The following is a 17369-nucleotide window of genomic DNA, read 5'->3' on the forward strand; positions in this document are numbered from 1 at the left end:
TAGCCTTTATTGGGGATAAACCTCGCAGGTTTTTAAAACCTGCGAAGTTTAATTTCAGTTGGTCGAGATCTGCAATCTCGACCTTAATAACTGTGGATTTTTAATCTACTAAAGGATTTTAGATCCTTAGTCCGGAAGATGGGATTGCAAATCCCGACTAACTGGAGGTTTGAAGCGCAATAAACAAAAAAGCCCGGATGTTTAAATCCGGGCTTCTTGTTAAATGTGCTTTGAGTTATAATTTAATTTCTTCATCTTTTGCTGAGATGAAGTGAAACTCAGTTAAGTAGTATGATGATTGTGCCTTAACTTTAATCCACTGGCCATATTTGAAGAACCAGCGGCGCTGAAGGTTGAAAATCCCTTTGGTAATATAAGCTTCTATGTATGGGTGTACGCAAAGTGTTACACCTTTTTCATTCTGCTCTCTTAAAATATAATTAAGGTTGTTCTCAATATCATCCATTAAAACGATGCTCGCTTTAATTTCTCCAGTCCCATCGCAGGCCGGACATTTTTCTACCGTAACAATGTTCATTTCCGGGCGCACACGCTGCCGGGTAATCTGTACCAAACCAAATTTGCTCGGAGGCAAAATCGTATGTTTGGCTCTATCCAACAACATCAGCTCACGCAAATAATCGAATAGCATTTTACGGTTTGTTGGCTTGTGCATATCGATAAAATCGATTACCACAATACCGCCCATATCGCGTAAACGCAATTGTCGGGCAATTTCTTTAGCCGCCTCTTTATTTACCTGTAAAGCATTTTCCTCTTGGTTTTCTTTACTGGCAGTACGGTTTCCACTGTTCACATCAATAACGTGAAGTGCTTCGGTGTGCTCTACAACTAAATAGGCACCACCCGGTAAGTTTACTGTTTTTCCGAAAGCATTTTTAATCTGCTTTTCTATTCCAAAATGATCGAAGATTGGTTCTTTCTGTTTGTACAGTTTCACAATTTTTTCCATTTCAGGAGAAATGTCGTGAACGTAAGAACGGATATCATCGTACAGTTCGGGCGTACTCACATAAACGTTTGTAAAATCAGGGTTCAGAATATCACGGATTAACGTAGATGATCTGTCCATTTCTCCCCAAACCCTTTTTGAAGGTTCGGTTGTAGGCATTTTTTTAATGAAGTTTTCCCACTTTGCAATTAAATCCAATAGATCTTTTTGCATTTCGGCAACCCCTCTGCCTTCAGAAACTGTTCTGATAATTACCCCAAAATTTTGAGGTTTAATACTTTCGATAATCTTTTTTAAACGATTACGTTCGGTATTGCTTTTTATTTTTTTTGATACAGATATGGTATTGGAGAATGGCACCAGTACCACATACCTGCCGGCAATCGAAATGTCGGAACTTAAACGCGGTCCTTTTGTAGAAATTGGCTCTTTGGCAATTTGTACAGGTAGGAGCATGTTTTTACTCAGCACATCAGAAATTTTGCCTGCCTTATTAATATCGGCTTCCAGCTTTAAATTATCTAACAATGTGCCTGTAACCGAGCCATTACGCTTGATCTTAGTTAGCTTAATTAAAGATTGCACCTGAGGGCCCAAATCAAAATAATGCAAAAAGGCATCTTTCTCATAACCAACATCCACGAAAGCAGCATTTAAGCCGGGCATAATTTTTTTAATGCGGCCTAAATAAATATCGCCTACGGCGTAGTTATTATTGATTTGTTCTTTGTGAAGCTCAACAAGTTGTTTGTCTTCAATCAACGCTATGGTAACTCCGGCAGGAGTCGAATTGATAATTAATTCTTTTACCAACAGCTACAGATTTAAGGCTTTCGCCTATTAACAAATGGATAGTAAACAAGAAAACATTGATATAGCCGTATGCACACGAAATTAAAAATCGTATAAATACTTTAAACCTCACAGTATTCACTATGAGGTTTAAAGGGGCTTTATCAAAATAAGAAACTATTTTTTCTTATGTCTGTTTTTTCTTAAACGTTTTTTACGTTTGTGGGTAGCCATTTTATGTCTTTTTCTTTTTTTACCGCTTGGCATAGTTTTAAGTTTTAAATGTTTTTATTAATCTGTTAATTAATTTTTATTTTTTAGCTCGGCCACTTTCTTATCAATAAACGAAGATAAGGTTGGGTTTGCTGCTAATTTTTTGCTTGCTAAATAGGCGTTAACCGCTTCTTTATTTCTGCCTAAATTTTCTAACGCAGTGCCTAAATAAAAGTAGGCCTCAGGGGTTGGCGCTGCCGCAATTACCGTGTTAAAACGTGGAATTGCTTTGTCGAACTGACCTGATTTGATAGAGAACAAGCCTAAATTCATATTGGCCTTTACATTTTTAGGTTCTTTAGCTACCACTTCAAGCAACATGGCAATACCTTGCATTGGTGCTCCTAAGCCGTTTACAATTGTTACACCTAAGCCCGTTTTAGCTTCTATGTTTGTAGAGTCTTTCTCTAACGCGTTTTTGTAAGATGTATTGGCTTTCTGCAATAAAGCAGGTTGGGCCAAGCTATCTTGGGTACTTTCAAACGCTTTTATAAACTGGTTACCTGCGGCCAGCCACGATTTTGATGATGGCTCTCCCTGGGCTACAATTTCTAAATAAAGTGCCGATGGGGTAATCTGCTCCACATCATCCCATTTCTGGGCCAATTGCTTTGCAAGATCAATCTTCTCTGCACCGTTTGCGCCTTTGTAACTATTCTCCAGTGCTGTAATATCCGTAGCTAAATTTTTATTAATTACATTTTTAGCAGCAGTAGATGAAGTTTCGATGTTCAGTGCCGCTGAAGCGTCTGGTGCAGCCCCGGCCATCTGACCGCTTGCAGGCATTTTACCGTTTTCTTCGGTTGGCTTAACTAAACCCTTAATGTCTCTGGTAAATAAGAATGCAACAAGCAATAAAATCGCTCCAATAATAATGGTTTGTTTTGATCTGCTGCTATTCATATGGTGGTAAGACTTAAGCTTCTACTTTAATTTTTTTTGAATTACTTTTCACTTTATCAACAAATACTTTTGCTGGTTTAAAGCTAGGAACGAAATGTTCTGGGATAATTATTGCAGTGTTTTTTGAGATATTTCTCGCAGTTTTTTGCGCTCTCTTTTTAACAACAAAGCTTCCGAAGCCTCTAACGTATACATTTTCACCGCCAATCATGCTGGTTTTGATAACCTTGAAAAATGCCTCAACTGTTTCCTGTACATCAACCTTCTCAATTCCGGTTTTTGTTGATATTTCTGAAATAATATCTGCCTTAGTCATATTTTATTATTTATTATATTATTATGTTTTAATATTACTACTGTTTTGGGGTTGCAAAAGTATTGCTTTTTAATGAGATAGGGAAATAAAAGATGATTTTTTTATCGCTAGACTTATCACTGTAATGCAACTTTTTTTTTAATCGGATAAATAGCGCGTAATTTGCAGCAATGACATTTCAAAATGAACTCATCAACTGGTATCTCGTAAACAAGAGAGATTTGCCCTGGAGGCATACCAATGATGCTTATACTATCTGGTTATCAGAGGTTATATTGCAACAAACAAGGGTAGAACAGGGGCTTCCATACTTCAATAAATTTTTGGAGAATTTCCCAACGGTTACCGATTTTGCCAATGCTACCGAGGCCAAGGTTTTGAAGCTTTGGCAGGGTTTGGGCTATTACTCGAGGGGTAGAAACATGCATGCAACGGCGCAGATTGTGGTGAATAATTACCGCGGAATCTTCCCGAATCTGCACGATGAGCTTATAAAATTAAAAGGAATTGGCGAATATACGGCTGCCGCAATCTCTTCTTTTTCATCTGGAGAGGCCCGCGCTGTAGTAGATGGAAATGTGTTTAGGGTTTTGTCCAGATACTATGGAATAAGCACGCCGATAAATGCTCCGGCAGGAAAAAAAGAGTTCTATGCATTGGCCAATGAGCTGCTCTATCAAGAAGATCCGGCGCTGTATAATCAGGCCATTATGGAGTTTGGTGCCATGCAGTGCAAACCAAAATCGCCCAATTGTGGCATCTGCCCACTTAACCAAACCTGCTATGCCTTTTCCAAAAACCTGGTAAATACCTTGCCGGTTAAGCATGCAAAAGTGAAGCAGAAAGAGCGTTACTTAAATTATTTTATCTGTTCTGAAAACGATAAAGTGCTGGTTAGGGAAAGGCAGGCAGGAGATATATGGCAGCATTTATACGATTTTCCAAGTTTAGAAACGGCTGAGCGTGCTGAAATGGATAGTGGGGCATTTATCGGTGAGGTGAAATCTGTATTCGGCAACGGGGCTGAAATAACGTTTATTTCTGCTAAAAAACATCTGCTTACCCACCAAATAATCCATATACAATTTTTTGCATTAAAAAATTATATATTTAACTTTAATAAACAAAAGGAACTTAATTGGGTTTCTTTAGGTAAGTTAGATGAGTTGCCGCAGCCAAAAGTAATCCACGATTTTATTGAGGAATACTTTTACAAAAACCGAATGGAGTAACTAACCATCTTAGCGTAACGCATTTATACAAGAAACAACTAACCAAAAATATTTATGTCTGGGATTAACAAAGTTATTTTAGTAGGCCACTTAGGAAAAGACCCTGAGGTGCGTCATTTAGATGGTGGCGTAACAGTAGCCAGTTTTCCATTAGCTACATCGGAAACATACAACAAAGACGGAAAAAGAGTAGAGCAAACAGAATGGCACAATATTGTATTGTGGCGTGGACTGGCAGAAGTAGCTTCTAAGTACCTGCAGAAAGGCAAACTGGTTTATATTGAAGGCAAACTGAGAACGAGATCCTTTGAAGATAAAGAGAAGGTTAAGAAATATGTAACAGAGATTGTGGCAGAAAACTTCACCATGTTGGGCAGAAAGAGCGATTTTGAGCAGGGGCCAACTACTCCGGCACATCAAAGTACCGAAGCTAAAATTGAAGATGAATTTACCATTGGCCCATCGGATGAAAATGGCGATCTCCCTTTTTAGTATTTCTTTACGATAGCATTGAAAGCTGCCTGATGAGAGGCGGCTTTTTTTATGCAATAAGCTTTAATTACAATAAATCTGCTTTAGCAAGGAGCAAAAAAAAAGTCCCTTGCTAAGGCAAGAGACTTTAAATATGATTTATATCTATTAATTAATTTTAGTGTAGTAGATATTTAGCTTTGCTTTATTGGTGGTGTTGGTGCCCGTTCCGATTACCGATCTATCTGCGGTAATTGCAGAAGGTGCAATCTGGAAAGTCTCGTAAGCTGTAGGCGCAATAAAAGTACCATAGTCAGTTGCCGTTTTATCAATCAGCGATTGTACATAACTGGTTATGATAAATACATAACGGTTCTTGATCGAATCGAAATAGCCCCCAAACAATGAAGGTGCACTTGCGAAGTTGGTGTAATCTACAATATTTCCTGGCTGGTTGGCAATATCCCAACGGTATAACGAAAGGCGTTGCCCTGCATTAAAAGGATAGGCAAATGTACCTCCGCTTAAATCAACCACCAGCTCAGCCTTATTAACGATTACTTTACCGTATGTAGTGGTAAAGTTTGCTAATTGAGGGAAAGATAGCTTTGTTTTTAAACCTGCCAGTCCCTGGGTGTAAGTTACCGTGTAAGGCGTTGGGTTCAAGTCTGTAGGTGGATTATCCAGTTGTGTTCTTACCGCAGTACCTGTATAATCGTGTTTTATGGTTGCTGCTGCAGGTATGGCAGAAGAGCTAGAAACCGGGAAGTTAACCGAAACGGTGTCTACTCCACTGCTGGAGCTCGTTTTCTTGTAAACCAGTTGCAGGTAAGAATTATTTAAGTTGATGAAAGCCACGCCGCCGGTACCGCTCGAGTTGCTTTTATTTACTTCGGCATATAAACCTTTAAAATAATCGATAAACTTGGCATTGGTTGAAGTGGCCGTAGTAGGCAGACTTAACAGTTGCGATTGGATGAATGTTTTATCCAAAGGAATCCTGATCTGCGCTTTAACCGATTTCAGTGTGTCTTTTTTTGTAGCAATAATATCAAAAACCTTAATTGGCGTATTCGGATATAATTTCTTCTTTACATTGCCCAGCAACTGTGCGTTGTGTGCCTGAACATCAGTGCTTTTATAAGTAGTGATTTTGTTGGTAAGCTGGTAAACATCGATACTGTACTGCGAAGATGTAGTATCGCCATAAAATTTGTTGGCGGTAGTATCAATCCTTAATACCAGAACAGCCGAATCTAAAACCGGCGAAGTTCCGAAATCGTAGCTTAGGCTGCTGGGTATAACTGTCATGGCTACACTCGATTCCGTTTTACCGAAAACAGGATCAACCATGTAACCTAGCGGATAACGTGATAAATTCAGGGTGCTCACAGCCGGTTCTTCGATAGTTTGCGATCTAACTTCGCTTGTTACCAATGTGCCGGTAATTGCTGTGCTCGGATCAACATCCAAACCTACACCATCTGGGTTTTTACATGATGCAAAAAGAAAAAGACCTATCAACAGGGTTAATAAGTCTTGTTTTGTAAATTTCATATTTTAAATAATAATACCTAATTAAGCAACTGAAACCAATTCATCATTTGAAATTTCTTCATAAAAAGTATAGAAGTTTTCAAAATTTTCGGTTAAGTTATAAGCTAATGTTGGCTTATTGGAATCTTTAACAAATTTTAACATAGCCGCATCCAGGTTTTCGTCTGCTAAAACTACTGCATCCGAATGTGTTACAGCGCCAATGTGCATGCTATTGCAATCTGCCGGTATAAAGGCTTTAGTGTCTTCCTCGGTCATGTTGGCCATTACTGCTTTTTTAGCGAAATTTTCGTTTAATTTTTCAGTAAAGCCATCCTCATAAATAGAATACACCACTTTTGAGTTTTTAAAAGTAGGATCGTTTTTATAAGTCGTTTTAATGTAGGCAGGAACTAAAGCGCTCATCCAGCCGTGGCAGTGAACGATATCTGGTGCCCAACCTAATTTTTTAACGGTTTCCAGTGCGCCTTTGCAGAAGAAAATAGTACGCTCATCATTGTCGTCGAAGAATTTTCCGCTAGCATCTCTAAATACCTGCTTGCGCTGAAAATATTCTTCATTGTCTAAGAAATAAACCTGCATACGTGCAGCTGGGATGGAAGCTACTTTAATAATTAAAGGATTATCGTTGTCATCAATGATGATGTTCATTCCCGATAAGCGGATTACTTCGTGTAAACGATTTCTTCTTTCGTTGATGTTACCGAATTTAGGCATCAAGATACGGATTTCGAATCCTTTTTCTTGCATTGCTTGAGGTAATTGGCGCGTGATTTCAGAAATTTTAGTAAGCTCGAGGAAAGGCGACATCTCGTGTGTAACAATCAGCAGCTTCGTTTTTGCCATCTCCATATTCTAAGAAAATATTAAGTTAAATAAAAGATAATGAGCTGCAAAGGTAAGCATAATAATACTATTTATCAATATCGCAAGCATTTGTTTGGTTTCGTTTAGATTAATTTACACCTTTACGGCTTTAATTTAGATTGTCCAAATTGGAAATATTTAAAACCAAAGCGTTGCTTAAGGCTTTCTTAAAACCTTTAAAAGCATCAGGTAAAAAAATAGCGCTAGTGCCAACCATGGGGGCGCTGCACAATGGCCACATATCGTTGATAAAGCTGGCCCAGCAAAATGCCGATATCATTATTTGCAGCATTTTTGTAAACCCAACCCAGTTTACAGATCCCAAAGATCTGGAGAAATACCCACGCCCGATTGAGCACGATCTGGCCATGCTCGAATCGGCAGGCTGTAACGGTGTGTTTATGCCAAATGTAGATGAAATGTACCCTACAGGTGCAGATGAGCAATGGCATATTGATTTAGGAAAGGCTGAATTTTTGCTGGAAGGTGAGTTCAGAAAAGGCCATTATCAGGGCGTTACGCAGATTGTAAAAAAACTTTTTGATGCCGTTGAGCCCGATGTGGCCATGTTTGGGCAAAAAGATTTTCAACAGGTACTTATGATCAAAAATATGCTTGCCCATTTTAAACTGCCGATTACCATTATTACCTGCCCGATTATTAGGGAGGATGATGGCCTGGCCATGAGCAGCCGAAACATCCACCTCTCGGCCGATGACCGCCAGCATTCTTTGGTGTTGAGCAAATCGCTGCAGTTTGTTACCGATCATTTCGACGAATACTCATTAGGCGAACTGGAAAACAAAGCCAAATCGTTTTATAATAATATTGATGGTGTAGAACTCGATTATTTTACCATTGCCAATGGAGATACACTGGAGCCTGCTAAATCCAAAGAAGAAAGTAATCTGGTGGCATTAGTGGCCGCAAAAGTAGGCTCAACCAGATTGATTGACAATATGATTATTAAGTAATGATAGAATTATAAATGAATGTATGATTGAATGTTTAGGCTGTGCCTGTAGATACATTCTCTCATTGGATCATCCACTAATTCTCTCATTCATTCTAACTTTATTACTAACTTTGCCGAATGGTTATCACAATATTAAAATCGAAAATACACCGTGTTAGGGTAACACAGGCCGAACTAAACTATGTTGGCAGTATTACGATAGATGAAGATTTGATGGATGCAGCCAATATCATTGCGAATGAGAAGGTGCAGATTGTAAATAATAATAATGGGGCCCGTTTCGAAACTTATGTAATTAAAGGCGAACGTGGTACCGGAAACATCTGCCTTAACGGCGCAACAGCACGTTTGGCACAACTTGGCGATATTTTGATCATTATGTCGTACGGCTCACTGCCGATTGAAGAGGCCAAAAAATATAATCCGATATTGGTTTTCCCTGACGATAACAACCACTTGCTAAAATAACCTTGTGACCTTCGACCTCAAAACAGCGCTAAAATACATCATCCTGTTTTTAATCGGGGTGGGGGTATTATATTTAGCGTTTCGGGGGCAGGATTTAGGTCAGATATGGGAAGAAATAAAAGGAGCTGATTTCTTCTGGATCCTGGCTTCTTCTGTTGCGGTTTGGGTAGCACATGTTTTACGGGCATTGCGGTGGCAGATGCTATATCAGTCTATCCACTATAAAGTAGGCTTTTGGAGTGCTTACCATGCCGTTATAATTGGCTACCTGGCCAATTTGGCCTTGCCCCGTTTTGGCGAAATAGGCCGGTGCTCTGTTATCCACAAGGCAGAAAAGGTACCCATGTTTGCTTCAATCGGTACAGTAATTACCGAGCGTCTTTTCGATGTGCTGGTGCTTTTCATAACCAGTTTGGCCATGCTTATCTTTCAGTACGATATTGTTTCTGATTTTTTATACCATACCATTTACCTTAACCTGGTCGAGAAATTAAGCAAGGTTAACTATTTGTGGTTAATTGTAATCGGTGCGCTGGTAACTGCGTTAATCATAGCTGCAATTTATTTTCTGCGCCAGAAGTTCAGCAAAAAATTTCTCCGCATTTTTGTTGCCCTGCGTCAGGGATTTGGTTCATACAGCAAGTTAAAACGAAAAGGTTTATTCTTAGCCTACACACTTGGGATCTGGATTTTTTATTCGCTTTCCATGTATTTTGCTTTCTCCTCTATTCCTGCTACATCCGGACTGCATTTTAACGCCGCCTTTACCGCCATTGTATTTTCCGGTTTCGCCATGGCCGCGCCTGTTCAGGGGGGTATTGGTGTTTTTCATTGGATGGTTGCCCAATCGCTGGTACTGTATGGCATATCGTTTAAAGATGGGCTGGCTTATTCAACCATTATTCATTCTTCGCAGGTATTGCTTATTCTTGTTCTGGGGAGCTTGAGCTTAGGCCTCATCTTGACAAAGCGCGTAAAAGAGTAATTTTTTGCGTGTAACTTGAAGATATTGGATTTAGGCAGTATAATAGTAGTACTATCTTTGCTTAAATAAACCTGACCGGCAGCGTTATCCCGGTTTTTACCGGATTAAGCAAAGGGTAGGACTGCAGCAACCGAAGTAATGCTGCCCTTGCTTTCCAAAAAAAATAGGGTATCTACCTTCTAATAATAAATCCTCGCACATTACGCCACAAAAGAAAACAACTGGCAAATAAGACTTAAAATAAATTACTATGCAGCCATAGTATTTTTGATCTATAAATCATACATTTGATTTACTAACCTTTTATACATAAATGTTATGCATTTTGAATTAAGTGAAGAACAATTAATGATCCAGCAGGCTGCCCGCGATTTCGCGCAGCAAGAATTAAAGCCTGGCGTAGTCGAAAGAGACGAACACCAAAAATTTCCGGCCGAGCAGGTAAAAAAACTTGGAGAACTTGGTTTTTTAGGAATGATGGTGAGCGAGCAATATAACGGAAGCGGCCTTGATGCCATTTCTTACGTACTGGTAATGGAAGAGCTTTCTAAAATAGACGCTTCGGCCTCGGTAGTGGTCTCGGTAAACAATTCTCTGGTTTGTTATGGCTTAGAGGCCTATGGCAATGAAGCACAGAAGGAGAAATATTTAAAACCATTGGCTGCTGGCGAAAAAATTGGTGCTTTCTGTTTGTCAGAGCCCGAAGCCGGATCTGATGCAACTTCTCAGCGCACAACCGCCGAAGATAAGGGCGATTACTATCTCTTAAACGGAACCAAAAACTGGATTACCAACGGAAGTACAGCTTCAACATATCTTGTTATTGCCCAAACACATCCGGAGTTAAGGCATAAAGGCATAAATGCTTTTATTGTGGAGAAAGGGATGGAAGGATTTACTGTTGGCCCGAAAGAAAATAAATTGGGTATCCGTGGATCTGACACGCATTCTTTAATGTTCAACGATGTTAAAGTGCCCAAAGAAAATAGGATTGGCGAAGACGGCTTCGGATTTAAATTTGCCATGAAAACCCTGGAGGGTGGCCGGATAGGTATTGCTGCACAGGCTTTGGGGATTGCCCAGGGCGCTTTTGAGCTGGCTACGCAATATGCCAAAGAGCGTAAATCTTTCGGTAAGCCTATTGCTGAGCACCAGGCAATAGCCTTTAAGCTGGCCGATATGGCTACACAGATTGAAGCTGCGCGCTTGCTGGTTTATAAGGCCGCATGGTTAAAAGATCAAGGGCTGCCTTACACACAGGCGGGCTCAATGGCCAAGCTTTTCGCTTCGAAAGTAGCTATGGATGTAACAATTGAGGCCGTACAGGTTCACGGGGGCTATGGCTTTGTAAAAGAATACCACGTAGAACGCTTAATGCGCGATGCTAAAATCACACAGATTTATGAAGGCACCTCAGAAATTCAGAAAATGGTGATTTCGAGAGAGGTGATTAGGTAGTTTTGAGTTGGGAGCTTGGAGTTATAAATCCAAACTCCCAACTCTAAACTTCAAGCTTATTCTTTCTCGCCTGCAACAGCGCTAAAAATTGCTTTGATCAAGGCCACAACAATGGCTAAAAATGCGGCAGCTATAAAACCTGATGTGCTAAAAGAAGTCATCATGTTATCAACCAGCAGGATCATTAAAACGGTAATGATAAATGATACCAGTCCGAGGGTTAAGAAGTTAACAGGAAATGTTAACAGCCTTAAAATAAACCCAATGGTAGAGTTGGCGAGGGCAATTAGCACCGCCGCGATAATGGCATTGGCATAGCTATCTATATGTACGCCCGGCACCAACCTGGCGCCGATAAAAAATGCGAGCCCCATTAAGAGGATTTCGATAATAAATCTCATAATTGTTTACTTTTGTATATGTTAAAATGCCTTTATAAGTACATGCCCTTTGTTATGGTGGCGGTATTTGCACTTTCATGTTCAAATGCAAACAACAGGCCAATCATTCAATTTTCGGGCGATAGTTCATCAATAATAATTAAAAACATTGATGAGGCTAGTCTGTTGCAGGTTAAAAATGCATATCAGGCTAATCCTGATAGCTTTAATTTGGTTTCGGTTTTAATTAAGCCCGGCGAACTGGATAGCATACAGGATGAGCTGCCGATAGCAGGAAGCATAAAAATTTCTGGCGATTCGTTGGTTTTCAACCCGGCCAAGCCCTTTGTAAAAGGTAAAGATTATGTTGTGGAAAGTTATATCGGTGTAAAGTTTGCTACTGTGGGCAACCTCATATCAGGCAGTGCAAAACAGAACTTAAAAGCACAGAGACAAACAGTTAGGCGGTAATAATCAGCATAATAATTCGCTTTGGAGTTTGATTTTTTGTAAAAAATTACTACATTTGCATCGTAATCGAAGAAAAGAGAAGGGGACAGTGTCCCCTTTTTCTATGAAATCAGGTTAAAATATGCAGGTAGAAAAGAGAGTTGCAGCCCTCGTTGAGGAAAAAATTGCAGATCGGCCGGAGCTTTTTCTGGTTGAAGTGAAAATGTTGCCAAACAATAAACTGATTATACATGTTGATGGCGACGAAGGCATTAGCATACAGGATTGTGTGGCCATAAGCAGGCATGTAGGTTTTCATCTTGAAGAAGAAAACGTAATTGAGCAGGCTTATAATTTAGAAGTGTCTTCGCCGGGTGTTGGTGAGCCCTTAAAGCTTAACCGCCAGTACAGCAAAAACATTGGCCGTACCATAAGCATTAAACTGAAAGACGGTTTAAAAAAAGAAGGTAAACTACTTGCGGTTACAGCAGATAACCTGCAGCTTGAAGAATCGGTTAAAGAAAAAGGGAAAAAGGCGGTAACAGTTCAAACAGATGTGCCGTTTAATGATATATTAGAAACAAGTGTGTTAATTTCATTTAAGTAAAAATGAGTACTACAACAATTAATTTGATCGACTCTTTCCAAGAGTTTAAAGATTTCAAAAATATAGATCGCCCAACGGTGATCAGTGTGCTGGAAGAGGTTTTTCGTAGCATGTTGCGTAAAAAATACGGAACAGACGAAAACTGTGATGTAATTGTGAATCCGGATAACGGGGATTTGGAGATCTGGAGAACTAGAAAGGTAATGGAAGATGGCTTTTCTGAAGATGATGATCTTGAAATTGAACTTGCAGATGTACACCAATACGACCCGAGCCTAGAAGTTGGCGACGATTATATTGAACAGATCACATTAGAAAGCTTTGGCCGCAGGGCAATTTTAGCCGCCCGTCAAACCTTGGTTTCTAAAGTATTGGAATTAGAGAAAGACGAGATCTTTAAAAAATACAAAGACCGCGTTGGCGAAATTGTAACCGGCGAGGTTTATCAGGTTTGGAAAAAGGAAACACTCGTATTAGATGATGAAGGTAACGAACTTTTAATGCCTAAAACTGAGCAGATCCCTGCTGATTATTTCAAAAAAGGAGATTCTGTAAGAGCAGTAATTTCTAAAGTGGAAATGATCAACGCTAACCCTAAAATTATCATTTCAAGAACTGCACCTGAGTTTTTACAGCGCTTGTTTGAACTAGAGGTCCCAGAGATCTTTGATGGTTTAATTACTGTTAAAAAGATTGTTCGCGAACCTGGAGAACGTGCTAAGGTAGCTGTAGAATCGTACGATGACCGTATCGATCCGGTAGGTGCTTGCGTGGGTATGAAAGGATCACGTATCCATGGTATCGTTCGCGAATTGAAAAACGAAAATATTGACGTGATTAATTTCACAAATAACATTTCATTATACATTACCCGTGCTTTAAGCCCGGCAAAAATTACTTCTATTAAATTAGATGATGAAACCAAACACGCATCGGTTTATTTAAAACCAGATCAGGTTTCATTGGCAATTGGCCGTGGTGGGCACAACATTAAACTGGCTGGTAAATTAACCGGTTATGAGATTGATGTTTACCGCGAAGCAGGAGAAGAAAGCGACGAGGATGTAGATCTAGAAGAATTCTCAGATGAGATTGATAGCTGGATTATTGATGAATTAAAGGCTATCGGTTGCGATACTGCTAAGAGTGTTTTGGCACTTACAGTAGAAGATTTGGTAAAACGCACCGACTTAGAAGAAGAAACCATTAAGGAAGTGGTTCAGATTTTACAGTCAGAATTTGAATAAGTGGTGTAATTGCCAAATAAACACTACTTTTGTATTATATTAAAAAATAACAGGAGCTAAATGTCAGACGACAAACCAATCATTTTAATTAAAGCTATTAAAGAACTTAATATAGGCATGGGTACGGCCGTTGAGTTTTTAAACAAAAAGGGATTCTCTGCCGAGAAGAGCCCTATGTTTAAACTTACGGGCGACATGTATAATGCCTTATTGAAAGAGTATCAGGGAGATAAGATCGTAAGAGAAGAAGCCAAACAAATAGTGATTGGTAAAATACGTCGCGACGAGCCTGAGACTGAAAAGCCAGTAGAAGCGCCGAAGAAAAATACCGATTTTGAGAAAAATGAAGAGATTTTAATCAAAAATGCTCAATCATTTACGCCTCCGGTAGAAAAACCAAAGGTAGTTGAAACACCGAAAGTTGAAGCGCCAACACCAGCACCTGCGGCAGCAGAGCCAGTTGCAGCACCTAAAGCAGAAGATAAAGCTGAAGAAAGCGGCTTACCAGGGGTTAAAATTGTAGGAAAGATTGATTTAAACGATCTTAATTCAAAAACACGCCCTGTTAAGAAAGAAGAAGCTCCTGCACCAGTAACGCCAGCACCTGTTGTTAATGCACCAGAGCCTGTAAAACCGGTTGAACAACCCAAGGTTGAAGAAAAACCAGTTGAAGTTAAAAAGGAAGAAACTCCTGCGGCACCAGCTCCAGTAGTGCCTACTCCTGTTGCTAAAGCACCAGAGCCTGCAAAACCGGTTGAAACACCTAAAGCTGAAGAAAAACCAGCAGAGGTTAAGCCGGCAAGCAATGAGCCTGAGGTAATTAAAGCGCGTACGGTAAAATTAACTGGACCAAATATTATCGGTAAAATTGTTTTACCAACTACACCTGATAGAAGAAACGGTCCAGTAGCATCATCTAGCGATAGTGAAGCTGCCAAACGCAAGCGTAAACGCAAAAAAACTCCTGGAGCGCCAGGGCAGCCAGGTCAACATGGTGGTCAAGGTCAGCAAGGGCAAAATAACCCTGCAGGTGGCCAGGGCCAAGGTGGTGCACCAGGTCAGCCTCGCCAGCCTTATCAAGGTAACAGGCCAGGTGGTGGTACGCCATACCAAGGTAACCGTCCAGCGGGCCAAGGTGGAACGCCTTACCAAGGAAATAGAAATAACAATAACAGACCAGGTTTCCAAAATAGAAATGCTACACCAAGCGGCCCTAAAGAAGAACCTACTGAGAAAGAAATTCAAGATCAGATCAAAGCAACACTTGCACGTTTAAGTGGAGCAGGTAAATCTGGTAAATTTGCACAACGTGCTAAATTACGCCGTCAAAAACGTGATGATGTAGCAAGTAATGCCGAAGAAGCAGCAAATGAGCTTGAATCGCAATCGAAAATATTAAAAGTAACAGAATTTGTTACAGCCAACGAATTGGCGAACATGATGGATGTACCTGTAACCAAAATTATTGGTACATGTATGAGCTTAGGTATGTTCGTTTCAATTAACCAGCGTTTAGATGCTGAAACTTTAACCATTGTGGCTGATGAGTTTGGTTATGAAATTCAATTCGTTAAACCTGATGAAGATGAGGAAAATGTAATTGAAGAAGAAGATAACGAAGCAGATTTAATCGAAAGAGCTCCGGTTGTTACGATTATGGGTCACGTGGATCATGGTAAAACCTCATTGCTGGATTATATCCGTAAAGCAAATGTGGTAGCTGGTGAGGCAGGGGGTATTACCCAGCACATTGGTGCTTACATGGTAACTACGCCAAATGGTAAAAAAGTAACTTTCTTAGATACCCCAGGTCACGAAGCCTTTACAGCGATGCGTGCACGTGGTGCTAAGGCTGCCGATATTGCCATTATTGTAATTGCTGCGGATGATGCGGTGATGCCTCAAACAAAGGAGGCCATTAACCACGCACAGGCAGCAGGTGTACCATTGGTATTCGCTTTCACCAAAGTGGATAAGCCAGGTGCAAATGCAGATAAAGTACGTGAGCAATTATCGGTAATGAATATTTTGGTTGAAGATTGGGGCGGTAAATATCAATCGCAGGAAATCTCGAGCAAAAGCGGCTTAAATGTTGATTTACTTTTAGATAAAGTATTATTAGAGGCTGAGTTATTAGAACTTAAAGCTAATCCGAATAAGCGTGCTACAGGTACCGTAATCGAATCGGCTTTAGATAAAGGACGTGGTATTGTAACGACTGTATTGGTTCAGGCCGGTACGTTAAAAGTTGGAGATCCAATTTTAGCAGGTAGCTACAGCGGACGTGTAAAAGCGTTAACCAATGAGCGTGGTGCGAAGGTAGACTCAGCAGGCCCATCACAACCGGTACAGGTTTTGGGTATGCAAGGTGCACCTACAGCTGGTGATAGGTTTAATGCTTTAGAAAGTGAAACTGAAGCACGTGATATTGCAAACAAAAGGATGCAGTTACAGCGTGAGCAAGGCTTACGTACACAGAAACACATTACGTTGGATGAGATTGGCCGTCGTTTGGCTATCGGTAACTTTAAAGAGCTTAACATTATCGTTAAAGGTGACGTGGATGGTTCTATCGAGGCATTGGCCGATTCATTGTTGAAACTTTCAACTGAGCAGATCCAGATTAACATCATCAGTAAAGGTGTTGGTCAGATTTCAGAGTCTGATGTATTGTTGGCTTCGGCTTCTGATGCGATTATTATCGGTTTCCAGGTACGTCCATCAACAGGTGCACGTAAACTAGCTGAGGCTGAGCAGATCGATATCCGTTTATATTCTATCATTTACGATGCAATCAACGAGATTAAATCGGCCATGGAAGGTATGTTGGATCCAGAATTTGAAGAGAAAATTGTGGCTAACGTTGAGATCCGTGAAACCTTCAAAATCACCAAAGTGGGTACCATTGCAGGTTGTATGGTATTGGATGGTAAAATTACCCGTAACAGCAAAATCCGTATTGTTAGAGATGGTGTTGTAGTGTACACAGGTGAGCTTGCATCATTAAAACGCTTTAAAGATGATGTGAAAGAAGTGAGTAAAGGTTATGAGTGCGGTTTAAACATTCAGAACTTTAACAACATCGAAGTTGGCGATATCGTAGAAGCTTACGAACAAGTAGAAATAGCTAGAAAACTGTAATAGTTTTTAAGATATAGAATTTAAAGTGACCTCAAAAAGGTCACTTTTTTTATGTCTAGCCGAAAATCTGCCTTAACAATGCCGATGGTGTTTGTGTTATATCTTTTATAGTCGTGGGATGATCAGAGGATAAAAGCTTAAAGATAAAAACTGAACTGCTATCAGTTTAATGGAGTAGGTATGATATTGAAAAATAAACCTGCTTGTTGCGGAGGTAAATAAAAGCGGGCTTCAATTTAGGTTGAAGCCCGCTGATTAATGCAGTTTAATTAG

Annotated in this window: 16 protein-coding genes; 10 read left to right on the top strand and 6 right to left on the bottom strand. The window is 40.0% G+C overall.

The window, feature by feature from the left end:
- Positions 1-235 precede the first annotated feature (235 nt).
- The 3 genes from ACS5PU_RS10260 to ACS5PU_RS10270 all read right to left on the bottom strand — a co-directional run bounded on the left by ACS5PU_RS10260 (position 236) and on the right by ACS5PU_RS10270 (position 3257).
- Positions 236-1786: an Rne/Rng family ribonuclease gene (locus ACS5PU_RS10260; RefSeq protein ID WP_439459192.1), complete on the bottom strand. Its 1551-nt coding sequence runs from the start codon at positions 1784-1786 to the stop codon at positions 236-238.
- Positions 1787-2068: 282 nt separating this feature from the next.
- Positions 2069-2941, bottom strand: a complete 873-nt coding sequence (locus ACS5PU_RS10265) for a tetratricopeptide repeat protein (protein ID WP_439459193.1) — start codon at positions 2939-2941, stop codon at positions 2069-2071.
- A gap of 13 nt (positions 2942-2954) precedes the next feature.
- The gene (locus ACS5PU_RS10270; RefSeq protein WP_055909222.1) at positions 2955-3257 is read right to left on the bottom strand and encodes an HU family DNA-binding protein; all 303 of its coding nucleotides are present in this window, start codon (positions 3255-3257) and stop codon (positions 2955-2957) included.
- 170 nt (positions 3258-3427) lie between these two features.
- Here ACS5PU_RS10270 and mutY point away from each other — a divergent pair, with 170 nt between their 5' ends.
- A complete protein-coding gene (gene mutY, locus ACS5PU_RS10275; RefSeq protein WP_439459194.1) occupies positions 3428-4489 on the top strand; it encodes an A/G-specific adenine glycosylase in 1062 nt (353 codons plus the stop codon).
- A 54-nt stretch (positions 4490-4543) separates the two neighbouring features.
- A complete protein-coding gene (locus tag ACS5PU_RS10280) occupies positions 4544-4981 on the top strand; it encodes a single-stranded DNA-binding protein (protein WP_439459195.1) in 438 nt (145 codons plus the stop codon).
- A gap of 147 nt (positions 4982-5128) precedes the next feature.
- Here the strand turns inward: ACS5PU_RS10280 and ACS5PU_RS10285 are convergent, their stop codons facing one another.
- Together ACS5PU_RS10285 and ACS5PU_RS10290 are read right to left on the bottom strand one after the other, a co-directional pair.
- Positions 5129-6517 (bottom strand): DUF4270 domain-containing protein, encoded by a 1389-nt coding sequence (locus tag ACS5PU_RS10285; RefSeq protein ID WP_439459196.1) that lies wholly within the window; start codon positions 6515-6517, stop codon positions 5129-5131.
- Between the two features lie 21 nt (positions 6518-6538).
- Positions 6539-7363: a glycogen/starch synthase gene (locus tag ACS5PU_RS10290; RefSeq protein WP_439459197.1), complete on the bottom strand. Its 825-nt coding sequence runs from the start codon at positions 7361-7363 to the stop codon at positions 6539-6541.
- 149 nt (positions 7364-7512) lie between these two features.
- Between ACS5PU_RS10290 and panC the strand changes: the two genes are divergently transcribed.
- The 4 genes from panC to ACS5PU_RS10310 all read left to right on the top strand — a co-directional run bounded on the left by panC (position 7513) and on the right by ACS5PU_RS10310 (position 11271).
- Complete coding sequence (panC, locus tag ACS5PU_RS10295; protein WP_439459198.1) at positions 7513-8358, top strand: pantoate--beta-alanine ligase; 846 nt, start codon at positions 7513-7515, stop codon at positions 8356-8358.
- Positions 8359-8477: 119 nt separating this feature from the next.
- Positions 8478-8828: an aspartate 1-decarboxylase gene (gene panD / locus ACS5PU_RS10300; RefSeq protein ID WP_439459199.1), complete on the top strand. Its 351-nt coding sequence runs from the start codon at positions 8478-8480 to the stop codon at positions 8826-8828.
- Positions 8829-8832: 4 nt separating this feature from the next.
- Complete coding sequence (locus tag ACS5PU_RS10305) at positions 8833-9813, top strand: lysylphosphatidylglycerol synthase transmembrane domain-containing protein (protein ID WP_439459200.1); 981 nt, start codon at positions 8833-8835, stop codon at positions 9811-9813.
- 318 nt (positions 9814-10131) lie between these two features.
- Positions 10132-11271 carry an acyl-CoA dehydrogenase gene (locus tag ACS5PU_RS10310; RefSeq protein ID WP_439459201.1) on the top strand — a complete coding sequence of 380 codons (1140 nt, stop codon included), beginning with the start codon at positions 10132-10134 and terminating at the stop codon, positions 11269-11271.
- Positions 11272-11327: 56 nt separating this feature from the next.
- Here the strand turns inward: ACS5PU_RS10310 and ACS5PU_RS10315 are convergent, their stop codons facing one another.
- Entirely contained in the window at positions 11328-11672 is a 345-nt protein-coding gene (locus ACS5PU_RS10315) for a phage holin family protein (protein ID WP_439459202.1), read from the bottom strand.
- Positions 11673-11714: 42 nt separating this feature from the next.
- On the opposite strand from ACS5PU_RS10315, the gene ACS5PU_RS10320 reads away from it, so the two are divergent.
- The 4 genes from ACS5PU_RS10320 to infB all read left to right on the top strand — a co-directional run bounded on the left by ACS5PU_RS10320 (position 11715) and on the right by infB (position 17096).
- A complete protein-coding gene (locus tag ACS5PU_RS10320) occupies positions 11715-12122 on the top strand; it encodes a hypothetical protein (RefSeq protein ID WP_439459203.1) in 408 nt (135 codons plus the stop codon).
- A gap of 121 nt (positions 12123-12243) precedes the next feature.
- Positions 12244-12708: a ribosome assembly cofactor RimP gene (gene rimP / locus ACS5PU_RS10325; RefSeq protein ID WP_439459204.1), complete on the top strand. Its 465-nt coding sequence runs from the start codon at positions 12244-12246 to the stop codon at positions 12706-12708.
- 2 nt (positions 12709-12710) lie between these two features.
- Positions 12711-13955, top strand: coding sequence for a transcription termination factor NusA (gene nusA, locus ACS5PU_RS10330; RefSeq protein WP_439459205.1), 1245 nt, complete (start codon positions 12711-12713; stop codon positions 13953-13955).
- A 60-nt stretch (positions 13956-14015) separates the two neighbouring features.
- Positions 14016-17096 carry a translation initiation factor IF-2 gene (infB, locus tag ACS5PU_RS10335; RefSeq protein WP_439459206.1) on the top strand — a complete coding sequence of 1027 codons (3081 nt, stop codon included), beginning with the start codon at positions 14016-14018 and terminating at the stop codon, positions 17094-17096.
- Positions 17097-17369 lie beyond the last annotated feature (273 nt).

The sequence above is a fragment of the Pedobacter sp. GSP4 genome (genome assembly GCF_051857575.1).
Lineage (GTDB): Bacteria > Bacteroidota > Bacteroidia > Sphingobacteriales > Sphingobacteriaceae > Pedobacter.

What these genes read in the sequence shown, in the direction of transcription:
- ACS5PU_RS10265 (WP_439459193.1), bottom strand. Translation starts at nt 2,941, where the DNA reads ATGAATAGCAGCAGATCAAAACAAACCATTATTATTGGAGCGATTTTA.
- ACS5PU_RS10270 (WP_055909222.1), bottom strand. Translation starts at nt 3,257, where the DNA reads ATGACTAAGGCAGATATTATTTCAGAAATATCAACAAAAACCGGAATT.
- mutY (WP_439459194.1), top strand. Translation starts at nt 3,428, where the DNA reads ATGACATTTCAAAATGAACTCATCAACTGGTATCTCGTAAACAAGAGA.
- ACS5PU_RS10280 (WP_439459195.1), top strand. Translation starts at nt 4,544, where the DNA reads ATGTCTGGGATTAACAAAGTTATTTTAGTAGGCCACTTAGGAAAAGAC.
- ACS5PU_RS10285 (WP_439459196.1), bottom strand. Translation starts at nt 6,517, where the DNA reads ATGAAATTTACAAAACAAGACTTATTAACCCTGTTGATAGGTCTTTTT.
- ACS5PU_RS10290 (WP_439459197.1), bottom strand. Translation starts at nt 7,363, where the DNA reads ATGGCAAAAACGAAGCTGCTGATTGTTACACACGAGATGTCGCCTTTC.
- panD (WP_439459199.1), top strand. Translation starts at nt 8,478, where the DNA reads ATGGTTATCACAATATTAAAATCGAAAATACACCGTGTTAGGGTAACA.
- ACS5PU_RS10310 (WP_439459201.1), top strand. Translation starts at nt 10,132, where the DNA reads ATGCATTTTGAATTAAGTGAAGAACAATTAATGATCCAGCAGGCTGCC.
- ACS5PU_RS10315 (WP_439459202.1), bottom strand. Translation starts at nt 11,672, where the DNA reads ATGAGATTTATTATCGAAATCCTCTTAATGGGGCTCGCATTTTTTATC.
- ACS5PU_RS10320 (WP_439459203.1), top strand. Translation starts at nt 11,715, where the DNA reads ATGCCCTTTGTTATGGTGGCGGTATTTGCACTTTCATGTTCAAATGCA.
- rimP (WP_439459204.1), top strand. Translation starts at nt 12,244, where the DNA reads ATGCAGGTAGAAAAGAGAGTTGCAGCCCTCGTTGAGGAAAAAATTGCA.
- nusA (WP_439459205.1), top strand. Translation starts at nt 12,711, where the DNA reads ATGAGTACTACAACAATTAATTTGATCGACTCTTTCCAAGAGTTTAAA.
- infB (WP_439459206.1), top strand. Translation starts at nt 14,016, where the DNA reads ATGTCAGACGACAAACCAATCATTTTAATTAAAGCTATTAAAGAACTT.